Source organism: Pseudomonas cremoricolorata (genome assembly GCF_000759535.1).
In the GTDB taxonomy this organism is placed as follows: domain Bacteria; phylum Pseudomonadota; class Gammaproteobacteria; order Pseudomonadales; family Pseudomonadaceae; genus Aquipseudomonas; species Aquipseudomonas cremoricolorata_A.
In genome coordinates this window covers 3994125-4013703 of record NZ_CP009455.1, presented here as the reverse complement: position 1 = coordinate 4013703, position 19579 = coordinate 3994125, and the positions used below count along the sequence as shown (strand labels likewise).

Annotated in this window: 13 protein-coding genes and 1 pseudogene; 8 read left to right on the top strand and 6 right to left on the bottom strand. The window is 64.9% G+C overall.

The features are described 5' to 3' along the window. Genes LK03_RS18185 through LK03_RS18170 form a run of 4 tightly spaced genes read left to right on the top strand, consistent with a single transcriptional unit; the run spans position 1 to position 8952 of the window. The gene (locus tag LK03_RS18185; RefSeq protein WP_038413861.1) at positions 1 to 1254 is read left to right on the top strand and encodes an MdtA/MuxA family multidrug efflux RND transporter periplasmic adaptor subunit; all 1254 of its coding nucleotides are present in this window, start codon (positions 1 to 3) and stop codon (positions 1252 to 1254) included. Next, positions 1251 to 4349 carry an MdtB/MuxB family multidrug efflux RND transporter permease subunit gene (locus LK03_RS18180; protein ID WP_038413859.1) on the top strand — a complete coding sequence of 1033 codons (3099 nt, stop codon included), beginning with the start codon at positions 1251 to 1253 and terminating at the stop codon, positions 4347 to 4349. The genes LK03_RS18185 and LK03_RS18180 overlap by 4 nt, the downstream gene beginning before the upstream one ends. After that, the gene (locus LK03_RS18175; RefSeq protein WP_038413857.1) at positions 4346 to 7453 is read left to right on the top strand and encodes an efflux RND transporter permease subunit; all 3108 of its coding nucleotides are present in this window, start codon (positions 4346 to 4348) and stop codon (positions 7451 to 7453) included. The genes LK03_RS18180 and LK03_RS18175 overlap by 4 nt, the downstream gene beginning before the upstream one ends. Then, positions 7450 to 8952 (top strand): efflux transporter outer membrane subunit, encoded by a 1503-nt coding sequence (locus LK03_RS18170; RefSeq protein WP_038413855.1) that lies wholly within the window; start codon positions 7450 to 7452, stop codon positions 8950 to 8952. Before LK03_RS18175 ends, LK03_RS18170 begins: the two co-directional genes overlap by 4 nt. Positions 8953 to 8964: 12 nt before the next feature. Here LK03_RS18170 and LK03_RS18165 read toward each other — a convergent pair whose 3' ends face one another. Together LK03_RS18165 and LK03_RS18160 are read right to left on the bottom strand one after the other, a co-directional pair. Next, positions 8965 to 9225, bottom strand: a complete 261-nt coding sequence (locus LK03_RS18165) for a DUF1652 domain-containing protein (protein WP_038413853.1) — start codon at positions 9223 to 9225, stop codon at positions 8965 to 8967. Between the two features lie 232 nt (positions 9226 to 9457). Continuing rightward, the gene (locus LK03_RS18160; RefSeq protein ID WP_038413851.1) at positions 9458 to 10105 is read right to left on the bottom strand and encodes a DUF1345 domain-containing protein; all 648 of its coding nucleotides are present in this window, start codon (positions 10103 to 10105) and stop codon (positions 9458 to 9460) included. A 197-nt stretch (positions 10106 to 10302) separates the two neighbouring features. On the opposite strand from LK03_RS18160, the gene LK03_RS18155 reads away from it, so the two are divergent. Then, positions 10303 to 11217: a site-specific integrase gene (locus tag LK03_RS18155; RefSeq protein ID WP_081951634.1), complete on the top strand. Its 915-nt coding sequence runs from the start codon at positions 10303 to 10305 to the stop codon at positions 11215 to 11217. A 17-nt stretch (positions 11218 to 11234) separates the two neighbouring features. Here the strand turns inward: LK03_RS18155 and LK03_RS22580 are convergent, their stop codons facing one another. The 3 genes from LK03_RS22580 to LK03_RS18140 form a co-directional block, all read right to left on the bottom strand. Further along, entirely contained in the window at positions 11235 to 11537 is a 303-nt protein-coding gene (locus LK03_RS22580; protein ID WP_049870552.1) for a hypothetical protein, read from the bottom strand. Positions 11538 to 11684: 147 nt separating this feature from the next. Beyond that, positions 11685 to 13037, bottom strand: coding sequence for a GntP family permease (locus tag LK03_RS18145; protein WP_028694142.1), 1353 nt, complete (start codon positions 13035 to 13037; stop codon positions 11685 to 11687). A gap of 119 nt (positions 13038 to 13156) precedes the next feature. Then, on the bottom strand, positions 13157 to 13696 hold the full coding sequence (locus LK03_RS18140; RefSeq protein ID WP_038413848.1) for a gluconokinase: 540 nt from the start codon (positions 13694 to 13696) through the stop codon (positions 13157 to 13159). 205 nt (positions 13697 to 13901) lie between these two features. Between LK03_RS18140 and LK03_RS18135 the strand changes: the two genes are divergently transcribed. From LK03_RS18135 to LK03_RS22940, 3 genes and pseudogenes are all read left to right on the top strand, one after another. Next, the gene (locus LK03_RS18135) at positions 13902 to 14936 is read left to right on the top strand and encodes a LacI family DNA-binding transcriptional regulator (protein WP_038413847.1); all 1035 of its coding nucleotides are present in this window, start codon (positions 13902 to 13904) and stop codon (positions 14934 to 14936) included. A 23-nt stretch (positions 14937 to 14959) separates the two neighbouring features. Further along, positions 14960 to 15805, top strand: a pseudogene (locus tag LK03_RS22945) (PAS domain-containing protein); the annotation flags it as partial. 42 nt (positions 15806 to 15847) lie between these two features. Continuing rightward, positions 15848 to 16342 carry a methyl-accepting chemotaxis protein gene (locus tag LK03_RS22940; RefSeq protein ID WP_430962086.1) on the top strand — a complete coding sequence of 165 codons (495 nt, stop codon included), beginning with the start codon at positions 15848 to 15850 and terminating at the stop codon, positions 16340 to 16342. On the opposite strand, the gene LK03_RS18125 is transcribed toward LK03_RS22940, so the two are convergent. Next, complete coding sequence (locus tag LK03_RS18125; RefSeq protein ID WP_038413843.1) at positions 16317 to 19574, bottom strand: transporter substrate-binding domain-containing protein; 3258 nt, start codon at positions 19572 to 19574, stop codon at positions 16317 to 16319. The two genes, LK03_RS22940 and LK03_RS18125, sit on opposite strands and share 26 nt — an antisense overlap. Between the last annotated feature and the right edge of the window lie 5 nt (positions 19575 to 19579).

Here is a 19579-nt window from a genome sequence, read left to right as displayed (position 1 = left end):
ATGCAAGCTCCCGTCTCCCGCTCCCCTCGTCGCTGGCTCATCGGCCTGCTGATCCTGCTACTGGTGGCCGTGCTGGCCTGGTGGCTGTGGCCTGCCGAGGCGGACAAGGCGCCCAAGGCCGGGGGCCGGCCAGGCTTTGGCGGCTCGGCAGAGGCCGTACCGGTGCGTGTCGAACCGGCGCGCAAGCAAGACTTCCCGCTTTATTACAAGGCCCTGGGTACGGTCACCGCCACCAACACGGTGAACGTGCGCAGTCGGGTGTCCGGCGAGCTGGTGAAGATTCATTTCCAGGAAGGCCAGCAGGTCAAGGCCGGTGATCTGCTCGCCGAGATCGACCCGCGTAGCTACCGCATCGCCTTGCAGCAGGCCGAAGGCACCCTGGCGCAGAACCAGGCGCAACTGAAAAATGCCCAGATCGATGTCGCCCGCTACAAAGGCCTGTACCAGGAAGACAGCATCGCCAAACAGACCCTCGACACCGCCGAAGCGCAGCTCGCGCAATTTCAGGGCCTGATCAAGACCAATCAGGCCGCCGTCAGCGATGCCCGCCTGAACCTTGAATTCACCCAGATCCGCGCGCCCATCAGCGGCCGCGTCGGCCTGCGTCAGCTCGATCTGGGCAACCTGGTGGCGGCCAATGACACCGCAGCGATCGCCGTGATCACCCAGACCCAGCCGATCAATGTCGCCTTCACCTTGCCGGAAACCGAACTGGCCACGGTGCTTGAGCGCTACCGCACTGGCGCCAGCCTGCCGGTCGAGGCCTGGGACCGCGCCGAATCCAAGCAGCAGGCCACCGGCGTACTGGCCAGCCCCGATAACCAGATCGACACCAGCACCGGCACCCTGAAGTTCAAGGCACGCTTCGAAAACCGTGACCAGGCGCTGTTCCCCAACCAGTTCGTCAACGTCCGCCTGCTCGCCGATACCCTCAAGCAGGTGGTGGTGGCCCCGGCTGCGGCCATTCAGTTCGGCACCGACGGCACCTTCGCCTACGTGGTCAATGCAGATAACAAGATCAGCGTGCGCCCGCTCAAGGTCGGCCCCAGCGATGGCGAGCAGAGCGTGATTCTCGATGGCCTGGCGGCAGGCGACCGGCTGGTGCTCGAAGGCACCGACCGCCTGCGTGAAGGCACGGTGGTGGAAGTGGTCGAAGACAGCTCGCAGGTGCCAGCAGGCCCAGGCCAGCAACTGCAAGGCAAGGACAGCGACAGCGCGGCGCAGCCGGCCGATGCAGCGAAGGCCGGTGCATGAACCTCTCGCGCCTGTTCATCCTGCGCCCGGTCGCCACCACGCTGAGCATGCTGGCGATCGTCCTTGCCGGGTTGATCGCCTACAAGCTGTTGCCGGTCTCGGCCCTGCCGCAGGTCGATTACCCGACCATCCGCGTCATGACCTTGTACCCCGGCGCCAGCCCGCAGGTGATGACCAGCGCCGTCACCGCGCCCCTGGAACGTCAGTTCGGGCAGATGCCGGGCCTTACCCAGATGGCCTCGACCAGCTCGGGCGGGGCTTCGGTGCTGACCCTGCGCTTCAGCCTGGACGTCAACATGGACGTCGCCGAACAGCAGGTGCAGGCCGCCATCAACGCTGCCAGCAACCTGTTGCCCAGCGACCTGCCAGCGCCGCCGGTGTACAACAAGGTCAACCCGGCCGACACCCCGGTGCTGACCCTGGCGATTTCTTCCAAGACCCTGCCTCTGCCCAAGCTCAACGACCTGGTCGACACCCGCGTGGCGCAGAAAATCGCCCAGATCAGCGGCGTGGGCATGGTCAGCATCGCCGGCGGCCAGCGCCAAGCGGTGCGCATCAAGGTCAATGTCGAAGCCCTGGCCGCAGCCGGGCTGAACCTTGAGGATGTGCGCACCCTGGTCGGTGCTTCCAACGTCAACCAGCCCAAGGGCAACTTCGACGGCCCGACACGGGTATCGATGCTCGATGCCAACGACCAGCTGCGCTCGCCCGAGGAATACGCCAACCTCATCCTCACCTACAACAACGGTGCGCCACTGCGCCTGAAGGACGTCGCCGAAATCGTCGACGGCGCGGAAAACGAACGTCTCGCCGCCTGGGCCAACGAGAATCAGGCGGTGCTGCTGAACATCCAGCGCCAGCCAGGGGCCAACGTCATCGAAGTGGTCGACCGCATCAAGGCGATGCTGCCATCGATCACCGATAACCTGCCCGCCGGGCTGGATGTCAGCGTACTCACTGACCGCACTCAGACCATCCGCGCGGCGGTCACCGATGTGCAGCACGAGCTGTTGATCGCCATCGTGCTGGTGGTGATGGTCACCTTCGTGTTCCTGCGCCGGGTCAGCGCGACGATCATTCCTTCGATTGCCGTGCCGCTGTCGCTGATCGGCACCTTCGGGGTGATGTACCTGGCGGGTTTTTCGATCAACAACCTGACCCTGATGGCGCTGACCATCGCCACTGGCTTCGTGGTCGACGACGCGATCGTCATGCTGGAAAACATCTCCCGGCATCTGGAGGAGGGCGAGACGCCGCTGCAAGCGGCGCTCAAGGGCGCTCGGCAGATCGGCTTCACCCTGGTTTCGCTGACCCTGTCGCTGATCGCCGTGCTGATTCCGCTATTGTTCATGGCCGATGTGGTCGGGCGGCTGTTCCGCGAGTTCGCCATCACCCTGGCGGTGGCGATCCTGATTTCCCTGGTGGTATCGCTGACCTTGACGCCGATGATGTGCGCGCGGCTGCTCAAGCCCGAGCCCAAGGAACACGAGCAGGGCCGCTTCTACCGCGCCAGCGGGGCGTGGATCGACTGGCTGATCGCGCGGTATTCCAGTGCCCTGACCTGGGTGCTGCGTCACCAGCCGCTCACCTTGCTGGTGGCCATCGGCAGCCTGGTGCTCACCGTGGTGCTGTACCTGATGGTGCCCAAGGGCTTCTTCCCGGTGCAGGACACCGGGGTCATCCAGGGCATCTCCGAAGCGCCCCAGGCCACCTCGTTCGCCGCCATGAGCGAACGCCAGCAGGCGCTGAGCCGGCTGATCCTGCAAGACCCGGCGGTACAAAGCCTGTCGTCCTACATTGGCGTGGACGGCGACAACGCCACGCTCAACAGCGGTCGCCTGCTGATCAACCTCAAGCCCCACGCCGAGCGCGACGACACCGCCGCAGCGGTGATCAACCGCCTGCAACCCAAGCTGGACAAGCTGGTCGGCATTCGCCTGTACATGCAGCCGGTGCAGGACCTGTCCATCGAAGACCGGGTCAGCCGCACCCAGTACCAGTTCAGTCTGTCGTCACCCGATGCCGAGATGCTCGCGCAATGGAGCGGCAAGCTGGTCCAGGCCCTGCAACAGCGCGCCGAACTCACCGACGTCGCCAGCGACCTGCAGGACCAGGGCTTGCAGGTGTACCTCAACATCGACCGCGACAAGGCCAGCCGCCTGGGCATCACCGCCGCGCAGATCACCAGCGCGCTGTATGACGCGTTCGGTCAGCGGCAGATTTCCACCATCTACACCCAGGCCAGCCAGTACCGCGTGGTGTTGCAGGCACAGAATGCCAGCAGCGGCGGCCTGCAGGCGCTCGACTCGATTCACGTCAAGGCGGCCGATGGCGGGCAAGTGCGCCTTTCTGCGCTGGCCCAGGTCGAGCAGCGCCAGGCGGCGCTGGCGATTTCCCACATCGGCCAGTTCCCGGCGGTGATGATGTCGTTCAACCTGGCTGACGGCGTATCGCTGGGCGAGGCGGTGAAAGTGATCGGCGAGGTCGAGCAGCAAATCGGCCTGCCGATTGGCGTGCAGACCCGCTTCCAAGGCGCTGCCGAGGCGTTCCAGGCCTCGCTGTCGAGCACCTTGCTGCTGATTCTGGCCGCCGTGGTGACCATGTACATCGTGCTGGGCGTGCTCTACGAGAGCTACATCCATCCGGTGACGATCCTCTCGACCCTGCCTTCGGCTGCGGTGGGCGCTTTGCTCGCGCTGCTGCTCAGCGGCAATGATCTGGGCATGATCGCCATCATCGGCATCATTCTGCTGATCGGCATCGTCAAGAAGAACGCGATCATGATGATCGACTTCGCCCTGGAGGCCGAACGCAACCAGGGCATGGCGCCGCGCGAGGCGATCTACCAGGCGGCGCTGCTGCGCTTCCGGCCGATTCTGATGACCACCCTGGCGGCGCTGTTCGGCGCCATACCGCTGATGCTCGCCAGTGGTTCGGGGGCCGAGCTGCGCCAGCCGCTGGGCTTGGTGATGGTCGGCGGGCTGCTGGTCAGTCAGGTACTGACGCTGTTCACCACGCCCGTGATCTACCTGTACTTCGACCGTCTGGCGCAGCGCTGGCGGCGGCGTACGGCAGCGCAGCAGGCTGACGCATGAACCTCTCGGCGCCGTTCATTCGTCGCCCGGTGGCGACGCTGCTGCTGAGTCTGGCGATCATGCTGCTCGGCGGGGTGAGCTTTGGTCTGTTGCCGGTGTCGCCGCTGCCGCAGCTGGATTTCCCGGTGATCGTGGTCCAGGCCAACCTGCCTGGGGCCAGCCCCGAGGTGATGGCCGCCACCGTCGCCACGCCGCTGGAGCGCAAGCTGGGCAGCATCGCCGGGGTCAGCACCCTGACCAGCAATTCCAACCAGGGCTCGACCCGGGTGATCATCGGCTTCGACCAGGGCCGCGACATCAACGCTGCCGCCCGCGAGGTACAGGCGGCCATCAACGCAGCGCGCAACCTGCTGCCCAGCGGTATGCGCAGCATGCCCACCTACAAGAAGATCAACCCGTCGCAGGCGCCGATCATGGTGCTCTCGCTGACCTCCGACGTGTTGCAGAAGGGCCAGTTGTACGACCTGGCCGACACCATCCTGTCGCAGAGCCTGGCCCAGGTCAGTGGCGTTGGCGAAGTGCAGATCGGCGGCAGCTCGCTGCCAGCGGTGCGCATCACCCTCGAGCCGCAATTGCTCAACCAGTACGGCCTGGCGCTGGATGAGGTGCGCACTGCGGTGTCCAACGCCAACCAGCGCCGGCCCATGGGCTTCGTCGAGGATGCCGAGCGTAACTGGCAGGTGCGGGCCAACGACCAGCTGGGCATGGCCAAGGATTACGAGTCGCTGGTGATTCGCCAGAAGGACGGGGCGATTCTGCGTTTGTCCGATGTCGCCACGGTCAGCGATGGGGTGGAAAACCGCTACAACAGTGGTTTTTTCAACGACCGTGCGGCGGTGCTGCTGGTGGTCAACCGGCAGACCGGCGCCAACATCATCGAGACCGTCGAGCAGATCAAGCAGCAATTGCCCGCGTTGCAGTCGCTGCTGCCGGCCAGTGTGCAACTGAACGTCGCCATGGACCGCTCGCCGGTGATCAAGGCCACTTTGCAGGAAGCCGAGCACACTTTGCTGATCGCCGTGGCGCTGGTGATTCTGGTGGTCTATCTGTTCCTCGGCAACCTGCGCGCCTCATTGATTCCGAGCCTGGCGGTGCCGGTGTCGCTGGTCGGCACCTTCGCAGTGATGTACCTGTGCGGTTTCTCGCTGAACAACCTGTCGCTGATGGCGTTGATCCTGGCCACCGGGCTGGTGGTGGATGACGCCATCGTCGTGCTCGAGAATATTTCCCGGCACATCGAGAACGGCGAAAAGCCGCTGCAGGCGGCTTTCCTCGGGGCCAAGGAAGTCGGCTTCACCTTGCTCTCGATGAACGTCTCGCTGGTGGCGGTGTTCGTCTCGATCCTGTTCATGGGCGGTATCGTGCGCGGGCTGTTCATGGAGTTCTCGGTCACCCTGGCGGCGGCCATTCTGGTCTCGCTGCTGGTGTCGCTGACCCTCACGCCGATGCTCTGCGCGCGCTGGCTCAAGCCCCACGAGGCGCAGCGCAACCGCCTGCAACGCTGGAGCGACCGCCAGCATGCGCGCATGGTCGCCGGCTACGACCGTAGCCTGGGCTGGGTGCTGCGCCATCCGAAACTGACCCTGCTCAGCCTGCTGGCGACTATCGTGCTCAACGTCGCACTGTACGTGATCGTGCCCAAGACGCTGATGCCGCAGCAGGACACCGGCCAGTTGATGGGTTTTATCCGCGGCGACGACGGGCTGTCGTTCACCGTCATGCAGCCGAAGATGGAAGCCTATCGCCGAGCGTTGCTGGCCGATCCTGCGGTGCAGAGCGTGGCCGGCTTCATCGGCGGCAACAGCGGCACCAACAACGCCATGGTGCTGGTGCGTTTGAAGCCGATCGCCGAGCGCAAGGTCGATGCGCAGAAGGTCATCGAACGTTTGCGCAAGGAACTGCCCAAGGTGCCCGGCGGGCGTCTGTACCTGATGGCCGACCAGGACCTGCAACTGGGCGGTGGCGGGCGCGACCAGAGCTCGTCGCAATACCTCTACACCTTGCAAAGCGGCGACCTCGTAGCGCTGCGCGAGTGGTTCCCGAAGGTCACCACGGCGCTGCGCGCACTGCCAGAACTGACCGCCATCGATGCCCGTGACGGCGCCGGCACCCAGCAGGTGACGCTGGTGGTCGACCGCGACCAGGCCAAGCGCCTGGGCATCGACATGGACATGGTCACCACGGTACTCAACAACGCCTACAGCCAGCGGCAGATCTCGACCATCTACGACGCCCTCAACCAGTACCAGGTGGTGCTGGAGATCAACCCGCGCTACGCCTGGGACCCAAGTACCCTCGAGCAGGTGCAGGTGATTACCGCCGCGGGTGCGCGGGTGCCGCTGTCGACCATCGCCCGCTACGAAAACACCCTGGCCAACGACCGCGTCAGCCACGAAGACCAGTTCGCCTCCGAAGACATCGCCTTCGATGTGGCCGAAGGCTACAGCCCCGACCAGGCCCTGGCGGCGGTGGAGCGGGCGGTGGCCAAGCTGGGCCTGCCCGAATCGGTGATCGCCAAGCTCGGCGGCACCGCAGATGCCTTCGCCAAGACCCAGGAAGGCCAGCCGTTCATGATTCTCGGCGCGCTGCTGCTGGTGTACCTGGTGCTGGGCGTGCTCTACGAGAGCTACATTCATCCACTGACCATCCTCTCGACCTTGCCGTCGGCCGGGGTTGGCGCATTGCTGGCGCTGTACCTGACCGGCGGCGAGTTCAGCCTGATCTCTTTGCTCGGCCTGTTCCTGCTGATCGGCGTGGTGAAGAAGAACGCCATCCTGATGATCGACCTGGCCTTGCAGTTCGAGCGTCACGAAGGACTGTCGCCGGAGGAGTCGATCCGCCGCGCCTGCCTGCTGCGCCTGCGGCCGATCCTGATGACCACCCTGGCGGCGATGCTCGGCGCCTTGCCGTTGCTGCTGAGCACCGCCGAGGGCGCGGAAATGCGCCAGCCGCTGGGCCTGACCATCATTGGCGGCCTGGTCTTCAGCCAGGTCCTGACCCTGTACACGACGCCGGTGGTGTACCTCGCCCTCGACCGCCTGCGCCATCGATTCAACCGTTGGCGCGGTGTGCGCACCGACGCTGCTCTGGAAACCCCGCTATGACCTTCGCCACCACTCCACTTCATCGCCTGCTCAAGCGCCTGGGTGACGGCCGCGGCTCGCGCGTGCTCGGCGCCGGGCTGTGCGTGGTCTTGCTCAGCGCCTGTAGCCTGAGCCCCGACTACCAGCGTCCGGTGCTGGCCACGCCGCTGCAGTTCAAGCATGCCGAAGGCTGGACCCAGGCACGCCCGGCCGACCACGTCCAGCGCGGGCACTGGTGGGAGCTGTACGATGACGCCCAGCTCAACCAGCTGGTCGACACCCTCAACCGCAGCAACCAGACCGTGGCCCAGTACGAGGCGCAGTACCGTCAGGCTACGGCATTGGTGCGCAGCAGCCGCGGCGCGCTGTTCCCGAGCCTGGATCTGAGCGTCGGCAAGACCCGCTCGTCCCAGGGCACCGGCAGCAGCAGCTCGAGCCTGTCGAACAACAGCAGCGGCATCCGCAATACCTACAACGCGCAATTGGGCGTGAGTTGGGAAGTCGATCTGTGGGGCAAGCTGCGCGAGACGCTCAACGCCAACCAGGCCAGCGCCGAGGCAAGCATCGCCGAGCTGGCCTCGATTCGCCTGAGCCTGCAATCGGAACTGGTGCAGAATTACCTGCAACTGCGCGTCATCGATGCGCAGAAGCGCTTGCTCGAGGCCACGGTGGCGGCTTACCAGCGCTCGTTGCGCATGACTGAAAACCAGTACCGCGCCGGCATTTCCGGGCCTGATGCCGTGGCCCAGGCCCGCACCCAACTGCACACCACCGAAGCTGACTTGATCGACCTGGCCTGGCAGCGTGCGCAGTATGAAAATGCCATTGCCGTGCTGTTGGGGCGCGCGCCGGCGGACTTCGCCCTGGCGCCGAGTACGGCGATTCCGGCGCTGCCGAGCGTGCCTATGCAGCTGCCTTCGCAACTGCTGGAGCGCCGTCCCGACATCGCCGCCGCCGAACGCCGGGTCATGGCCGCCAACGCCAACATTGGCGTGGCCCGCGCAGCGTACTTCCCCGACTTGAGCCTGAGCATGAGCGGCGGCTATTCCAGCAGCAGCTACAGCAACTGGATCGAGCTGCCCAACCGCTTCTGGTCGGTCGGCCCGTCGCTGGCCATGACCCTGTTCGACGCCGGACGGCGCAGCGCCGAGGTCGACCGTACCGTGGCGGTGTATGACCAGACCGCCGCGCAATACCGGCAAACCGTGCTCGATGGCTTTCGCGAGGTGGAAAACTACCTCGTGCAGTTAAGGGTGTACGGCGACGAAGCTGTGGTCCGCCAGCAGGCCTTGGACGCCGCACGGCAATCGCTGCGCCTGACCGAAAACCAGTACAAGGCAGGGCTGATCGGCTATCTGGACGTGGTCAACGTGCAGGCCACGGCATTGAGCAACGAGCGCAGTGTGCTCAACCTGCTGCAAGGTCGGTTGCTCGCCAGCGTGCAACTGATTGCAGCGCTCGGTGGCGGCTGGGATCAGACCCAGGCCGACGCCGACCGCCAAGCGCTCGAGCCACGATGAGGTGGGTCTGACTCAGCCGGCATAGCGCAGCGCGCAGAAAGGCACGAAGGCGTCCATTTCCGCTTCCACCGCTTCGATAATGCGCTCGACCTCGGCCGGTGCCATGATCGCCGCGCAAGGGATGCCGGCAATCGCCATCACGGTCTCGCCGCTGGCCCGGTCGAACAGGCGCGCGATCATGCTGCGCGGCGCATCCATGCTGGCTTCGAAACCCAAAGGGTGGAAATGCCAGCGCATGACCTGACATGCGTTGGGAAACGTCATCGTGTTCATACCAGCCTCCATGTTCATCCTGAACGAGGTCACGGCCAACCCGCCCAGGGTTGGGCGGAATCATTACCATAGCAGTGGTTGGGAGAAAGGTTCCCGCGAATCGATGACGGCGTCATGACCACGTGACGCGGTTCACAGACGATGACTATTCACCTTCACCCCAAAGGCCGGTACCAGAGCAGTTGGTTCGCTCTGATCCGCCGTGAGGGCATTTGCAGCGTCGGACCGACGGTCAGTTCAGCAGACCAGCGGCGATGTTGATGGTGAAACCCAGAATCGCCGTGTTGAATACGAAGCCGACCAGCGAGTGAGCCAGCACCACCCGGCGCATGGGCCGCCCGGCCACGCCAATATCGGAGGTCTGCACCGCCACGCTGATGGTGAAAGAGAAGTAGTGGAAGTCCCAGTAGTCGGGGCAGCGCTCGCCATCGGCGAAGCGCAGCGGCACGTCCTTGCCGTCGTGGGTATAGAACAGCCGCGCGTAGTGCAGGCTGAAGATGGTGCCGATCAACAGCCACGAGCCCGCTACGGTGAGGCCGGTGTACAGGTAGTGCAGCAGCAGTGCCGAACCGTGCAGGCCCTTGCTCGAGATCAACTGCAAAGTCACCGCCGCCAGGCTGGCGATTGCCGCCACGCTGACCGTGAACAACACCAGGGCGGCGTTTTCGTCCTCGATGCGCGCGACCTTGCGTACGGTGTCCGGCCCCGAGCGGCAGGTCAGCCACAGCACCAGCGCCAGGTATAGCCAGACACTCAGATTCCAGCCGGCCAGCACCCGTTGTACGGCGTCGTCCGCCGGAATCAGCCAGGCACCAAGCAGGCCGACCAGGGTCGCCAGGCTCAGACGCGGATGGGAGTGGGTGAGGCGGTACAGGGCCATCGGTCAGGTCTCCGTCGATTCCTGACTCTAGACCACGGGCCATGAGACAAAATCCTCTGCGTTCGAAGCGGCCAGGTAAATCGGTTACCATCGCCGACAACCCGCTTTCCCGATCAGCAGCCATCTGAGCCGTTGATCCCCGCTCTACGGCCCACGTCGCTTCCCCAGCCACGTGGCCCCGCAACAGGATGTACACCGTGACCGACCTCCTGCATAACCCGCTGCTGCAGTACCTGGCGCGGCTGGCGCCGTCCAGCCAGCAGACCATGCGTTACGTGCTGCAGGATGCCGCCGACCGCCTTGGCTTCGACGACCACGCCATCACCGACGTGCCTTGGCACCACCTGCAACCGGGCCACCTGATCGGCCTGGTTGCGGCCTTGCGCAGCGACGGCTACGCGCCCAACTCCTCATCGCTGTACGTCAACGCCATTCGTGGGGTGATGAACGAAGCCTGGCGCCAGGGCCTGATCGACCATGAGCAACTGCTGCGTATCCGTGAGATCAAGGCCGACAGCGGCACGCGCCTGCCGCCTGGGCGCAACCTGCGCCGCAGTCTGATTTGCGAACTGATGGAGGTGTGCGCCGCCGACCCGCGACCGCAGGGGGTGCGTGACGCGGCGATCATCGCGCTGCTGTATGGCACGGGAATGCGCAAGTCGGAGTCGGTGGATATCGACCTGTCGCACGTCAGTTTCGTCGAGCGCAGCTTGCAGGTACGCGGCAAGGGCAACCGCCAGTTGCTCAAGTACGCACCGCCCTGGGCGTTCGAGAAACTCCAGGCATGGCTCGATCTGCGCCGCGACCAGCTACCGGTGGGTGAGGCTGACGATGAGTTTCTGTTCAACCGCATCCGCCGTGGCAACCACATCACCCGCGCGCGCATCACCAAGCATGCGATCTACTACATCGCCCGACAGCGCGGAACTCAAGTGGGTGTGAAGATCATGCCGCATGATTTTCGCCGGGCGTTCATCACCCGGGTGATCGAGGAACACGATCTGTCCATCGCGCAGAAACTGGCACACCACGCCAACATTCAGACCACCGCCAGCTACGATCGACGCGACGACAACGAACGGCGCAGGGCAGTCGAGCGTTTCGACTACTGACCTGCGCCGCGAGCCGCTCAGGGCTTGGTGGTCGAGGGGGTTGCCGGGGTCATCGGCGCCGTGCTGCCCGAACCGGGCAGGCTCGGATCATCTGCCGGGTTGGCCGGCGCGCGCTGATTTTCCGCAGGCAGGCGCTGATCGTCGTCGGGCAAGCGCGGATCGGTAGCGCGCGGCATGTTCTTCTGCACGGGTTCGAGTGTGGTGCCCACGCCAGGGGTGGGCGCGGGGTTGTGCGGATCATCGGGGTAGGTAGGTCCCGTGCCGACGGCCAGGGCCAGCGGCGAGACGAGCAGGGCGGCTAACAGCAGTGAACGTTTCATCGGGCAGGCTCCTTTGCGAAGGGAAGGAGACGACCGAGCCCCGTTCAGCAGCGCCGGATGTGGACGGAGCTGCTGAACGGGGCACGGCCGCCTCTACTGCCTTGGGCCAACGGCGTGGGGCAAAGGTGCGGCCGTGCCGATCAACGGTCACACCACCAGCGACAGCGCCATGATGAAGATGATGCCCACCACCGACAGCAGGGTTTCCATCAGCGTCCAGGTTTTCAGGGTTTCGGCCACGGTCATGTTGAAGTACTGCTTGACCAGCCAGAACCCTGCGTCGTTGACGTGGGACAGAATCAGCGAGCCGGCGCCGGTGGCCAGCACCAGCAGTTCACGGTTGATGCCCGGCACCAGTTCCACCACTGGGGCGACGATGCCGGCGCCGGTGATGGTGGCAACGGTCGCTGAACCGGTGGCGATACGAATCACCGCGGCCACCAGCCAGGCCAGCAGAATGGGTGAAATCTCGGCCTGCACCGCCATCTGCCCGATGACGTTACCCACGCCGGTGTCGACCAGCATCTGCTTGAAGCCGCCACCGGCACCCACGATCAGCACGATGGCCGCGGTCGGCGCCAGGCTTTGGTCGAGCATCTTCATGATCTGCTGACGCGAAAAACCGCGTGCCGAGCCGAAGGTGTAGAACGCCAGCAACAGTGCGGCGAGCAGGGCGGTGATCGGGTGGCCGATCAGGTCCAGCCATTGGCGCACGATGTGTTCGGCCGGGAGCACCACGTCAGCGAAGGTCTTGAGCAGCATCAGCGCCACTGGCAGCAGCACGGTCAGCAGGGTGATGCCGAAGCTGGGCAGCTCGCGGGTCTGCGACTCGCGGGCGATCTGGTCCATCAGCTCTTGCGATGGCGTGCCAGGAATGTAGCGGGCGATGAAGGTGCCGAACAGCGGACCGGCGATGACGGCAGTGGGCAGTGCCACCAACAGGCCATAGAAGATGGTGCGGCCGATATCGGCATTGAAGATACCGATTGCCAGCAGCGGCCCCGGATGCGGCGGCACCAGGCCGTGCACCACCGACAGCCCGGCGAGCAGCGGAATGCCGATCTTCACCAGCGAGACGCCCGTGCGCCGGGCGACGATGAACACCAGGGGAATCAGCAGCACGAAGCCGATTTCGAAGAACAGCGGAATGCCCACCAGGAAGGCGGAGAACATCATCGCCCAGTGCACGTTGCGCTTGCCGAAGGCGCGTATCAGCGTCTGCGCGATCTGATCGGCGCCGCCGGAGTCGGCCATCAGCTTGCCGAGCATGGTGCCCAGCGCCAGGACGATGCCGACGAAGCCCAGCACGCCGCCGAAGCCGTCCTGGAACGATTTCATCACTTTGGCCACCGGCATGCCCGAGGTGAGGCCGAGGAAGCCGGCGGCCAGCGTGAGGGCGACGAAGGGGTGGACCTTGAAATGGGTGATCAGCACGATCAGGCCGATGATGGTGACCAGAGCGTCGAGCAGCAGGAAGGTGTCTGTAGCCAGTCCGAACATGGAAGTATGCCTCGGTATTATCGTTGTTCTGTGTTGAGCGATGCGTCGTGGCCAGGCCAGGACGCGCACCCGCGCTTGTCTGGGACAGCGCTGTCTTCGGTGAGCCGGGGCAGCGCCCTCTAGGCGCTGCGGGCCAGTCCCGACTCACCTGGGTGCTTTAACCAGGTATCGACCTGCTCGGCCAGCGTAGGGATTGGCTGGGTGGCGTCGAGGGTCAGGGTCAGGGCTTCGCCCTCTGGCGATTCGAGCGCAGCGAACTGGCTGGCGATCAGGCTGGCCGGCATGAAATGTCCGGGCCGTGCCAGCACGCGTCGTTCAGCTTCAGCGGGGGTCAGCTGCAGGAACACGAACGCCAGGCCCGGCACGGCATCGCGCAGGGTTTCACGGTAGCGGCGCTTGAGTGCCGAGCAGGTGAGGATGGGGCGCTCGCCGGCAGCGATGGCCGCTTGCAGCTCCTGGCCAAGACGCACCAGCCAGCCGGCTCGATCGTCATCGTCCAGGGCGATGCCGGCACTCATCTTGCGAATGTTTTCGGCAGGGTGAAAGGCATCGCCCTCGATCAGGCGACCGCCGCTTTTCCCGGCAATGGCCGAGCCGATGCAGCTTTTGCCGCAACCAGCGACGCCCATGACCACGATGGCGGACAGGGAAGGATTCATCAGTACCTCCTGCGGGGCGAGATAGCGCTGTCTTGAATCAGCTACAAGGCAGGCTGGCGCTACTTCCCGGGTTTTATTGGTCTTGTGGTGAACGCAGTCGGGCGCTCGAGCAATGCCGACCAGCGAGGATGCATTGCCTAGGCCCTGAGACAGCGCTACCTTAGTGGCCGTTCCCCATCCATGCAAGTAGTAAAATGACAACACCATGACGCGCACAGGTTCTCGCACCACCGGTCGTCCCACACTGGCCGAGGTGGCCAAGCTTTCCGGGGTTTCACCCATCACCGCTTCGCGCGCGCTGCGTGGTGTCAGCACCGTGGCGCCGGCGCTTGCTGAAAAAGTCCAAGCCGCGGCCGCTACGCTCGGCTATATCGCCAACCCTGCGGCCCGTGCCCTGGCCTCGGCACGCAGCCATTCGGTGGTGGTGCTGATTCCCTCGCTGTCCAACCACTTGTTCATCGACACCCTCGAAGCCATCCATGAGGTGATGCGTCCGCGTGGCCTTGAGGTGCTGATCGGCAACTACCACTACGACGCGGTCGAGGAAGAGAACCTGATCCGCAACTACCTCGCCTACCAGCCCTGCGGCATTCTGCTCACCGGCCTTGAGCGCAGCGAGGCATCCCGGCAGATGCTTGCCGCCAGCGGAGTGCCGTGCGTGCACATGATGGAACTGGGGGGCGCAGAACTGGGGGGCGCAGGTGAGGCGCTGTCAGTCGGCTTCTCGCAGTTCGAGGCAGGCCGCGCTGCGGCTCGGCACCTGATTGCACGCGGGCGGCGTCGCCTGGGATTCATCGCCGCCCAGCTCGACCGCCGCGTCATGCAGCGTGCCGAGGGGTTTCGTCAGGGGCTGGCCGAGGCCGGTCTGAGTGCGCCAGAGCTGGAACTGCTGGCCCCCGAGCCGTCTTCCATCGCCCTGGGCGGGGCGCTGTTCAGCCAGTTGCTGGCACAGGCCGACGACGTCGACGGTCTGTTCTTCTGCAACGATGACCTGGCCCAGGGCGCCGTGCTGCAGGCGCTGCGCGAGGACATCGCGGTGCCTGGACGGGTGGCGATGGTCGGCTTCAACGATCTGCCCGCCTCGGCGCACATGGTGCCGCGGCTGACCTCGATCCGCACGCCGCGGGCGGCCGTGGGACGGGCCGCGGCCCAGGCTTTGCTGACGCTGCTCGATGGCAAGCGGGTCGCCGTCAGCCAGCTTGATCTGGGCTTCGAGCTGATGGTGCGCGAGAGCTCCTGAGATCCGACGAGCGTACTGGCCAGATGCTTGTAAGGCCAAAGTGGCGATCTATGCTCAGCACACCGCGCATAAGGGAGGCCGGGGTCATGTTCGATTACCGTCGCAAGTCCGATCTGATGGAAATCCAGCGTTGCCGTGAAGCGCTGGCAGAGCGTGAGGCGAAACTGGCCGCCATCAGCCACTCGATGGCGATGCTGGAACTGGCAGCGGACGGCACCATCATCGACGCCAACGAGGGTTTCTGTGCCCTGTTGGGTTATGCCGACGAGACGCTGCGCGGTCAGCATCATCGGCGACTGTGCAGCCAGAGCTATGCCCAAAGCCTCGACTATCGTCAGCTCTGGCATGATCTGGCCCACGGCACGCCACGCAGCGGTACCTTCATCCATCTCGATCAGGCAGGCCGAGAACGGTGGCTGGAGGCCAGCTACTTGCCCGTGTGCGATGAGCAGCAGCGAGTGACGCGGATTCTGCTGCTCGCAAGCGACGTTACCGAGCGGGTCCAGCAGACCCATGAGCAACGCTATCTGTTGCAGGCCATCGGCCGGGCGATGGCGGTGATCGAATTCACCCCCCAAGGCCACGTGCTGACCGCCAACGACAACTTCCTGCGCACCCTGGGCTACGAGCTGGACGAAATCGTCGGCCAGCACCACGGCATGTTCTGCCGCCGTCAGGAGCGGGAGTCGGCGCAGTACCGCGAATTCTGGGCGTCGCTCAATCGTGGTGAATACCACTGTCATCGCTTCGAACGGGTCGACAAGCAGGGGCGTGTGGTTTATCTGGAGGCCGCTTACAACCCGATCTTCGACCACCAGGGCCGGCTCAGCAAAGTGGTCAAGGTCGCCAGCGACATCACCGCGCAGGTCAGCACCCAGCAGACCGCAGCCAATGCCGCCCACGCCAGTTCGGTGCAAACCGACGCCAGTGCCCGCAAGGGCACCGAGGTGGTGCAGCAGACCGTCGCCGTCATCGAAGAGATTTCCACCGAGCTCAACCAGGCCGCACGCAGCCTGGATGCCGTCAGTCGGCAGTCGGAACTGATCGGCAAGATCGTCCTGACCATTCGCGGGATTGCCGATCAGACCAATCTTCTGGCGCTCAATGCCGCCATCGAGGCAGCCCGCGCCGGTGAGCACGGGCGCGGTTTTGCGGTAGTCGCTGACGAAGTGCGCAACCTGGCGGCACGCACCAGCAAGGCCACACTGGAAATCGTCGATGTGGTCCGGCAGAACCATGACCTGTCATTGACTGCCGTGGCCAGCATGCAGTCGAGCCTGAGCCGCACCGGACGCGGGGTGGCGCTAGCCAACGAGGCAGGCACGGTGATTCTGGAAATCCAGCAGGGTTCGCGGCATGTGGTAGATGCCATCAGCCAGATCAGCTCGACCCTGCAGTTGCACTGAGGCCCGCCTCCAGCTCGCTGGCCAGTGCTTGCAGGCTGGCCTGCAGGGCAAGCAACGCATGGCCGGTCGGCAGGCCTTGCGTACACGCCTGCTCCAGCGCCTCGCAGTTGGCCACCACCTGCGGCACCTTGAGCATCTTGGCGCCGCCCTTGATGCGATGCACCAGTTCGCGCAGCGCCTGCCTGCCGGGCTCTGCGCCCAGGGCGTGCAGGGCGTTGAGGTCTTCGGCGTTGCTTTGCGCGAGTTGTTCGAGCAAGCGTCGCACCAGCTTTTCGTCACCCTGGGTCAGGTGCAGCAGATTGTCCAGGTCGAAGCCGCTGGCAGGTGCGTCATGGACCTGCACGGCGCTGCCAGGCAGGTGGGTCTTGAGCGTCTTCAATCCCACCGGTTTGAACAGGCAATCGTCCATGCCGCTGGCCAGGCAGCGCTCGCGCTCTTCGATCTGGGCATTGGCGGTGATGCCGATGATCCGGCACGGCGGGCTGTCGGTCTGCCGTTCGCGCTCGCGGATCTGCCGGGTCAGTGCATGGCCGTCGAGCAACGGCATGCTGCAATCGGTGAGCACCACGTCGAAAGCGCCCGGCTGCCAGAGGGCCAGCGCCGCCTCGCCGTTCTCGGCCACTACCACGCGGTGGCCCAGCGTGCTCAGCTGCTTGTCGAGCAGGAGCAGGTTGGCGGGATAGTCGTCGACCACCAGAACGCGTAACTGCGCTGCATCGAGCGCCTCTTCGCCAAGCGGCGCAGTGACCACAGCCACTGGTTCCGTGGCCTCGAGCGGCAGTTGCACCAGCACCCGCGTGCCGACGCCTTTGACGCTCTGCAGCTCAAGGCTGCCGCCCATCAGCTCGCTTAAGGTGCGACTGATGACCAGACCAAGGCCTGCGCCCTGCCGCACCTTGCTGCAGTCGAGCTGGCCGAAGGTGCTGAACAGCCGCGCCTGATCGGCAACGCTGATGCCCTCACCACTGTCTTGCACCTGCAGGTCCACCCGCAATCGACCTTCGTTGTCTTCGAGCTGCAGCGACACCACGACCTTGCCGTGCTCAGTGAACTTGATGGCGTTGCTCAGCAGGTTCGACAGCACTTGTCGCAAACGCAGCGCATCGACCTTGACCCACACCGGTGCCTGCGGCAATTGCACCTGCAGCGACAAACCCTTGACCCGCGCATTGCCTTCGAAGACCCGGGCCGTAGCGCTGACCAGCTCGCACAGCTCGGTCGGTACCGAGTGCAGGGTCAAGTGCCCGGCTTCGATCCTTGAAATATCGAGGATATCGCCGATCAACTCCAGCAGCCCAATCGCCGAATCGTGCGCGGTCTGCAGTGAGACGCTGTCGCACTGGCCGCGGCGACTGTCTTCCAGCGCCAGTTCCAGCAGGCCGATGACGGCGTTCATGGGCGTGCGGATTTCATGGCTCATGGTCGCCAGGAACGTGCTTTTCGCCTGGCTGGCCTGTTCGGCATCGTTCTTCGCCTGACGCAGTTGTTCCAGCAGGCTGCGGCTGAGCGTCAACTGTGCCTGAAGGGCCTGCTGCGCCTCGGTGCGCTGATTGATCAGCTTGCGCAGATAGGTGTTCCAGAACACCACACCGGCCAGCAGCAGCGCGGAAAACACCAGCACTTGCAGCACCAGGGTGCGGTAATTGCGCCATGGGCTGTCGCTGACCACCGCGTTGGTGCGCCAGCGGTTGATCAGTTGCTCCAGCTCGTCCGGGGGGATGCTCATCAGCGCCTTGTCGAGAATATGCTGCAGCAGCGGCAGCTGCGGCGCGACACCGAACGCGGCGACCGCCGGTTCCTCGTCGAGCACCGACGCGATCTGCAGCACGTTTTTGAACACGTGGGTGATGTAGTAGGTGGCATTGACCTGCGAGCTGAAGGCGATGTCTGCTTCGCCATTGGCCACTGCCTCCATCATGCGCAGCGGATTTGGCACTTCGACGAACTGGATGGCGCCGTAGCGCTGGCGCAAGGAATCGCGCAGGGGTGAGCCGCTGAGCACGGCCACCCGTAGGTGGCGCATCTGGTTGAGGTCGGGCGGCGGTTCGTCCGTGCGAGTGATCAGCACCCGTGGGCTGACCAGATAAGGGCGGGTATAGCGTAACCGCGCGGCACGCTGACTGCCGTAGCCCAGCGCGCCGATGATTTCCGCATCACCGCGCACCAGTTGCTCGACCATGGCCTGCACCGAGTCGCGCTGGACGATCTGGAAACGCAGCCCGGTGCGCAGGCCGATCTGCTCGAGCAGGTCGAGGGTGGCACCGCGTGGTTGCTGATTGGCATCGCTGAAGGTCAGTGGCGCCAGGGTATCGGTGACCAGCACGCGCACCGTCGGGTGCTGATCGATCCAGCGTTGCTCTTCGGCGGTCAGGGCGCTGAGGTGACGCTCGAGCAGAATGCTGGTGTTACCGCTGGTCCAGCGCCGCAGGATGTTCAGCCGCTCGCTGTTGAACACCCGTGTCAGCGCCTGGTTGATCAGACTGCGCAGGCGCTGATCGTCACGGCGCAGGGCGAAGGCGAAAGCACCGACGGGTGCATTGACGAAGTGATCGATTTTCAGCTGTCCGGGGTAGCTCATGCCGATCAGGTAATCGGTGCTGATGGCGTCGCCCAGGTAGACATCGGCCTGGCCCAGCGCCACGGCCGCCAGGCCTGCCAGGGTCGAGCGGTAGAGGGTCAACTGCGCCTTGGGGTACAGACGCCGCACCATGGCCGTAGGCAGGTAGTGATCGACGCTGGCCAGGCGCAGCCCGGACAGGTCGTCATCCTTGCGCAGGCTGCGGCCTGGCCTGGCGACGATCACCGGTAGGTCGTCGGCGTAGGCGGTACTCAGGGCCAGATCGGCGTCAGCGGCTTCGAAGGCGTTGGAGCTGCCAAGCAGGTCGATCTCGCCCGCGTGCAGGGCGTCTATGGCGTGCTGGCGTGTGGAGAAACGTCGCACCTCGATGTGCACGCCCAACTGCTCGGCCAGAAGTCCCGCATAATCGGCGCTCAGGCCTTCGTAGTCGTTGAGGCTGGTATTGATCTCGAAAGGCGGGTAGTCCGGTTGTGAGCTACCCAGCACCAGGCTGCCGCGCTGCTGGAGCCAGATGCGGTCCAGGTCGCTCAGTGTCATGGGGGGGGCAGCGCTCTGTGAGCGCGCCAGCAACTGGCGCGGCTGGCTGTCGACCTCGGCCTGAACGGGTAGGGCCATCAGCCCGGTCAGCAGCAGGGCTGACAGCATCCGCTTCATGGGTG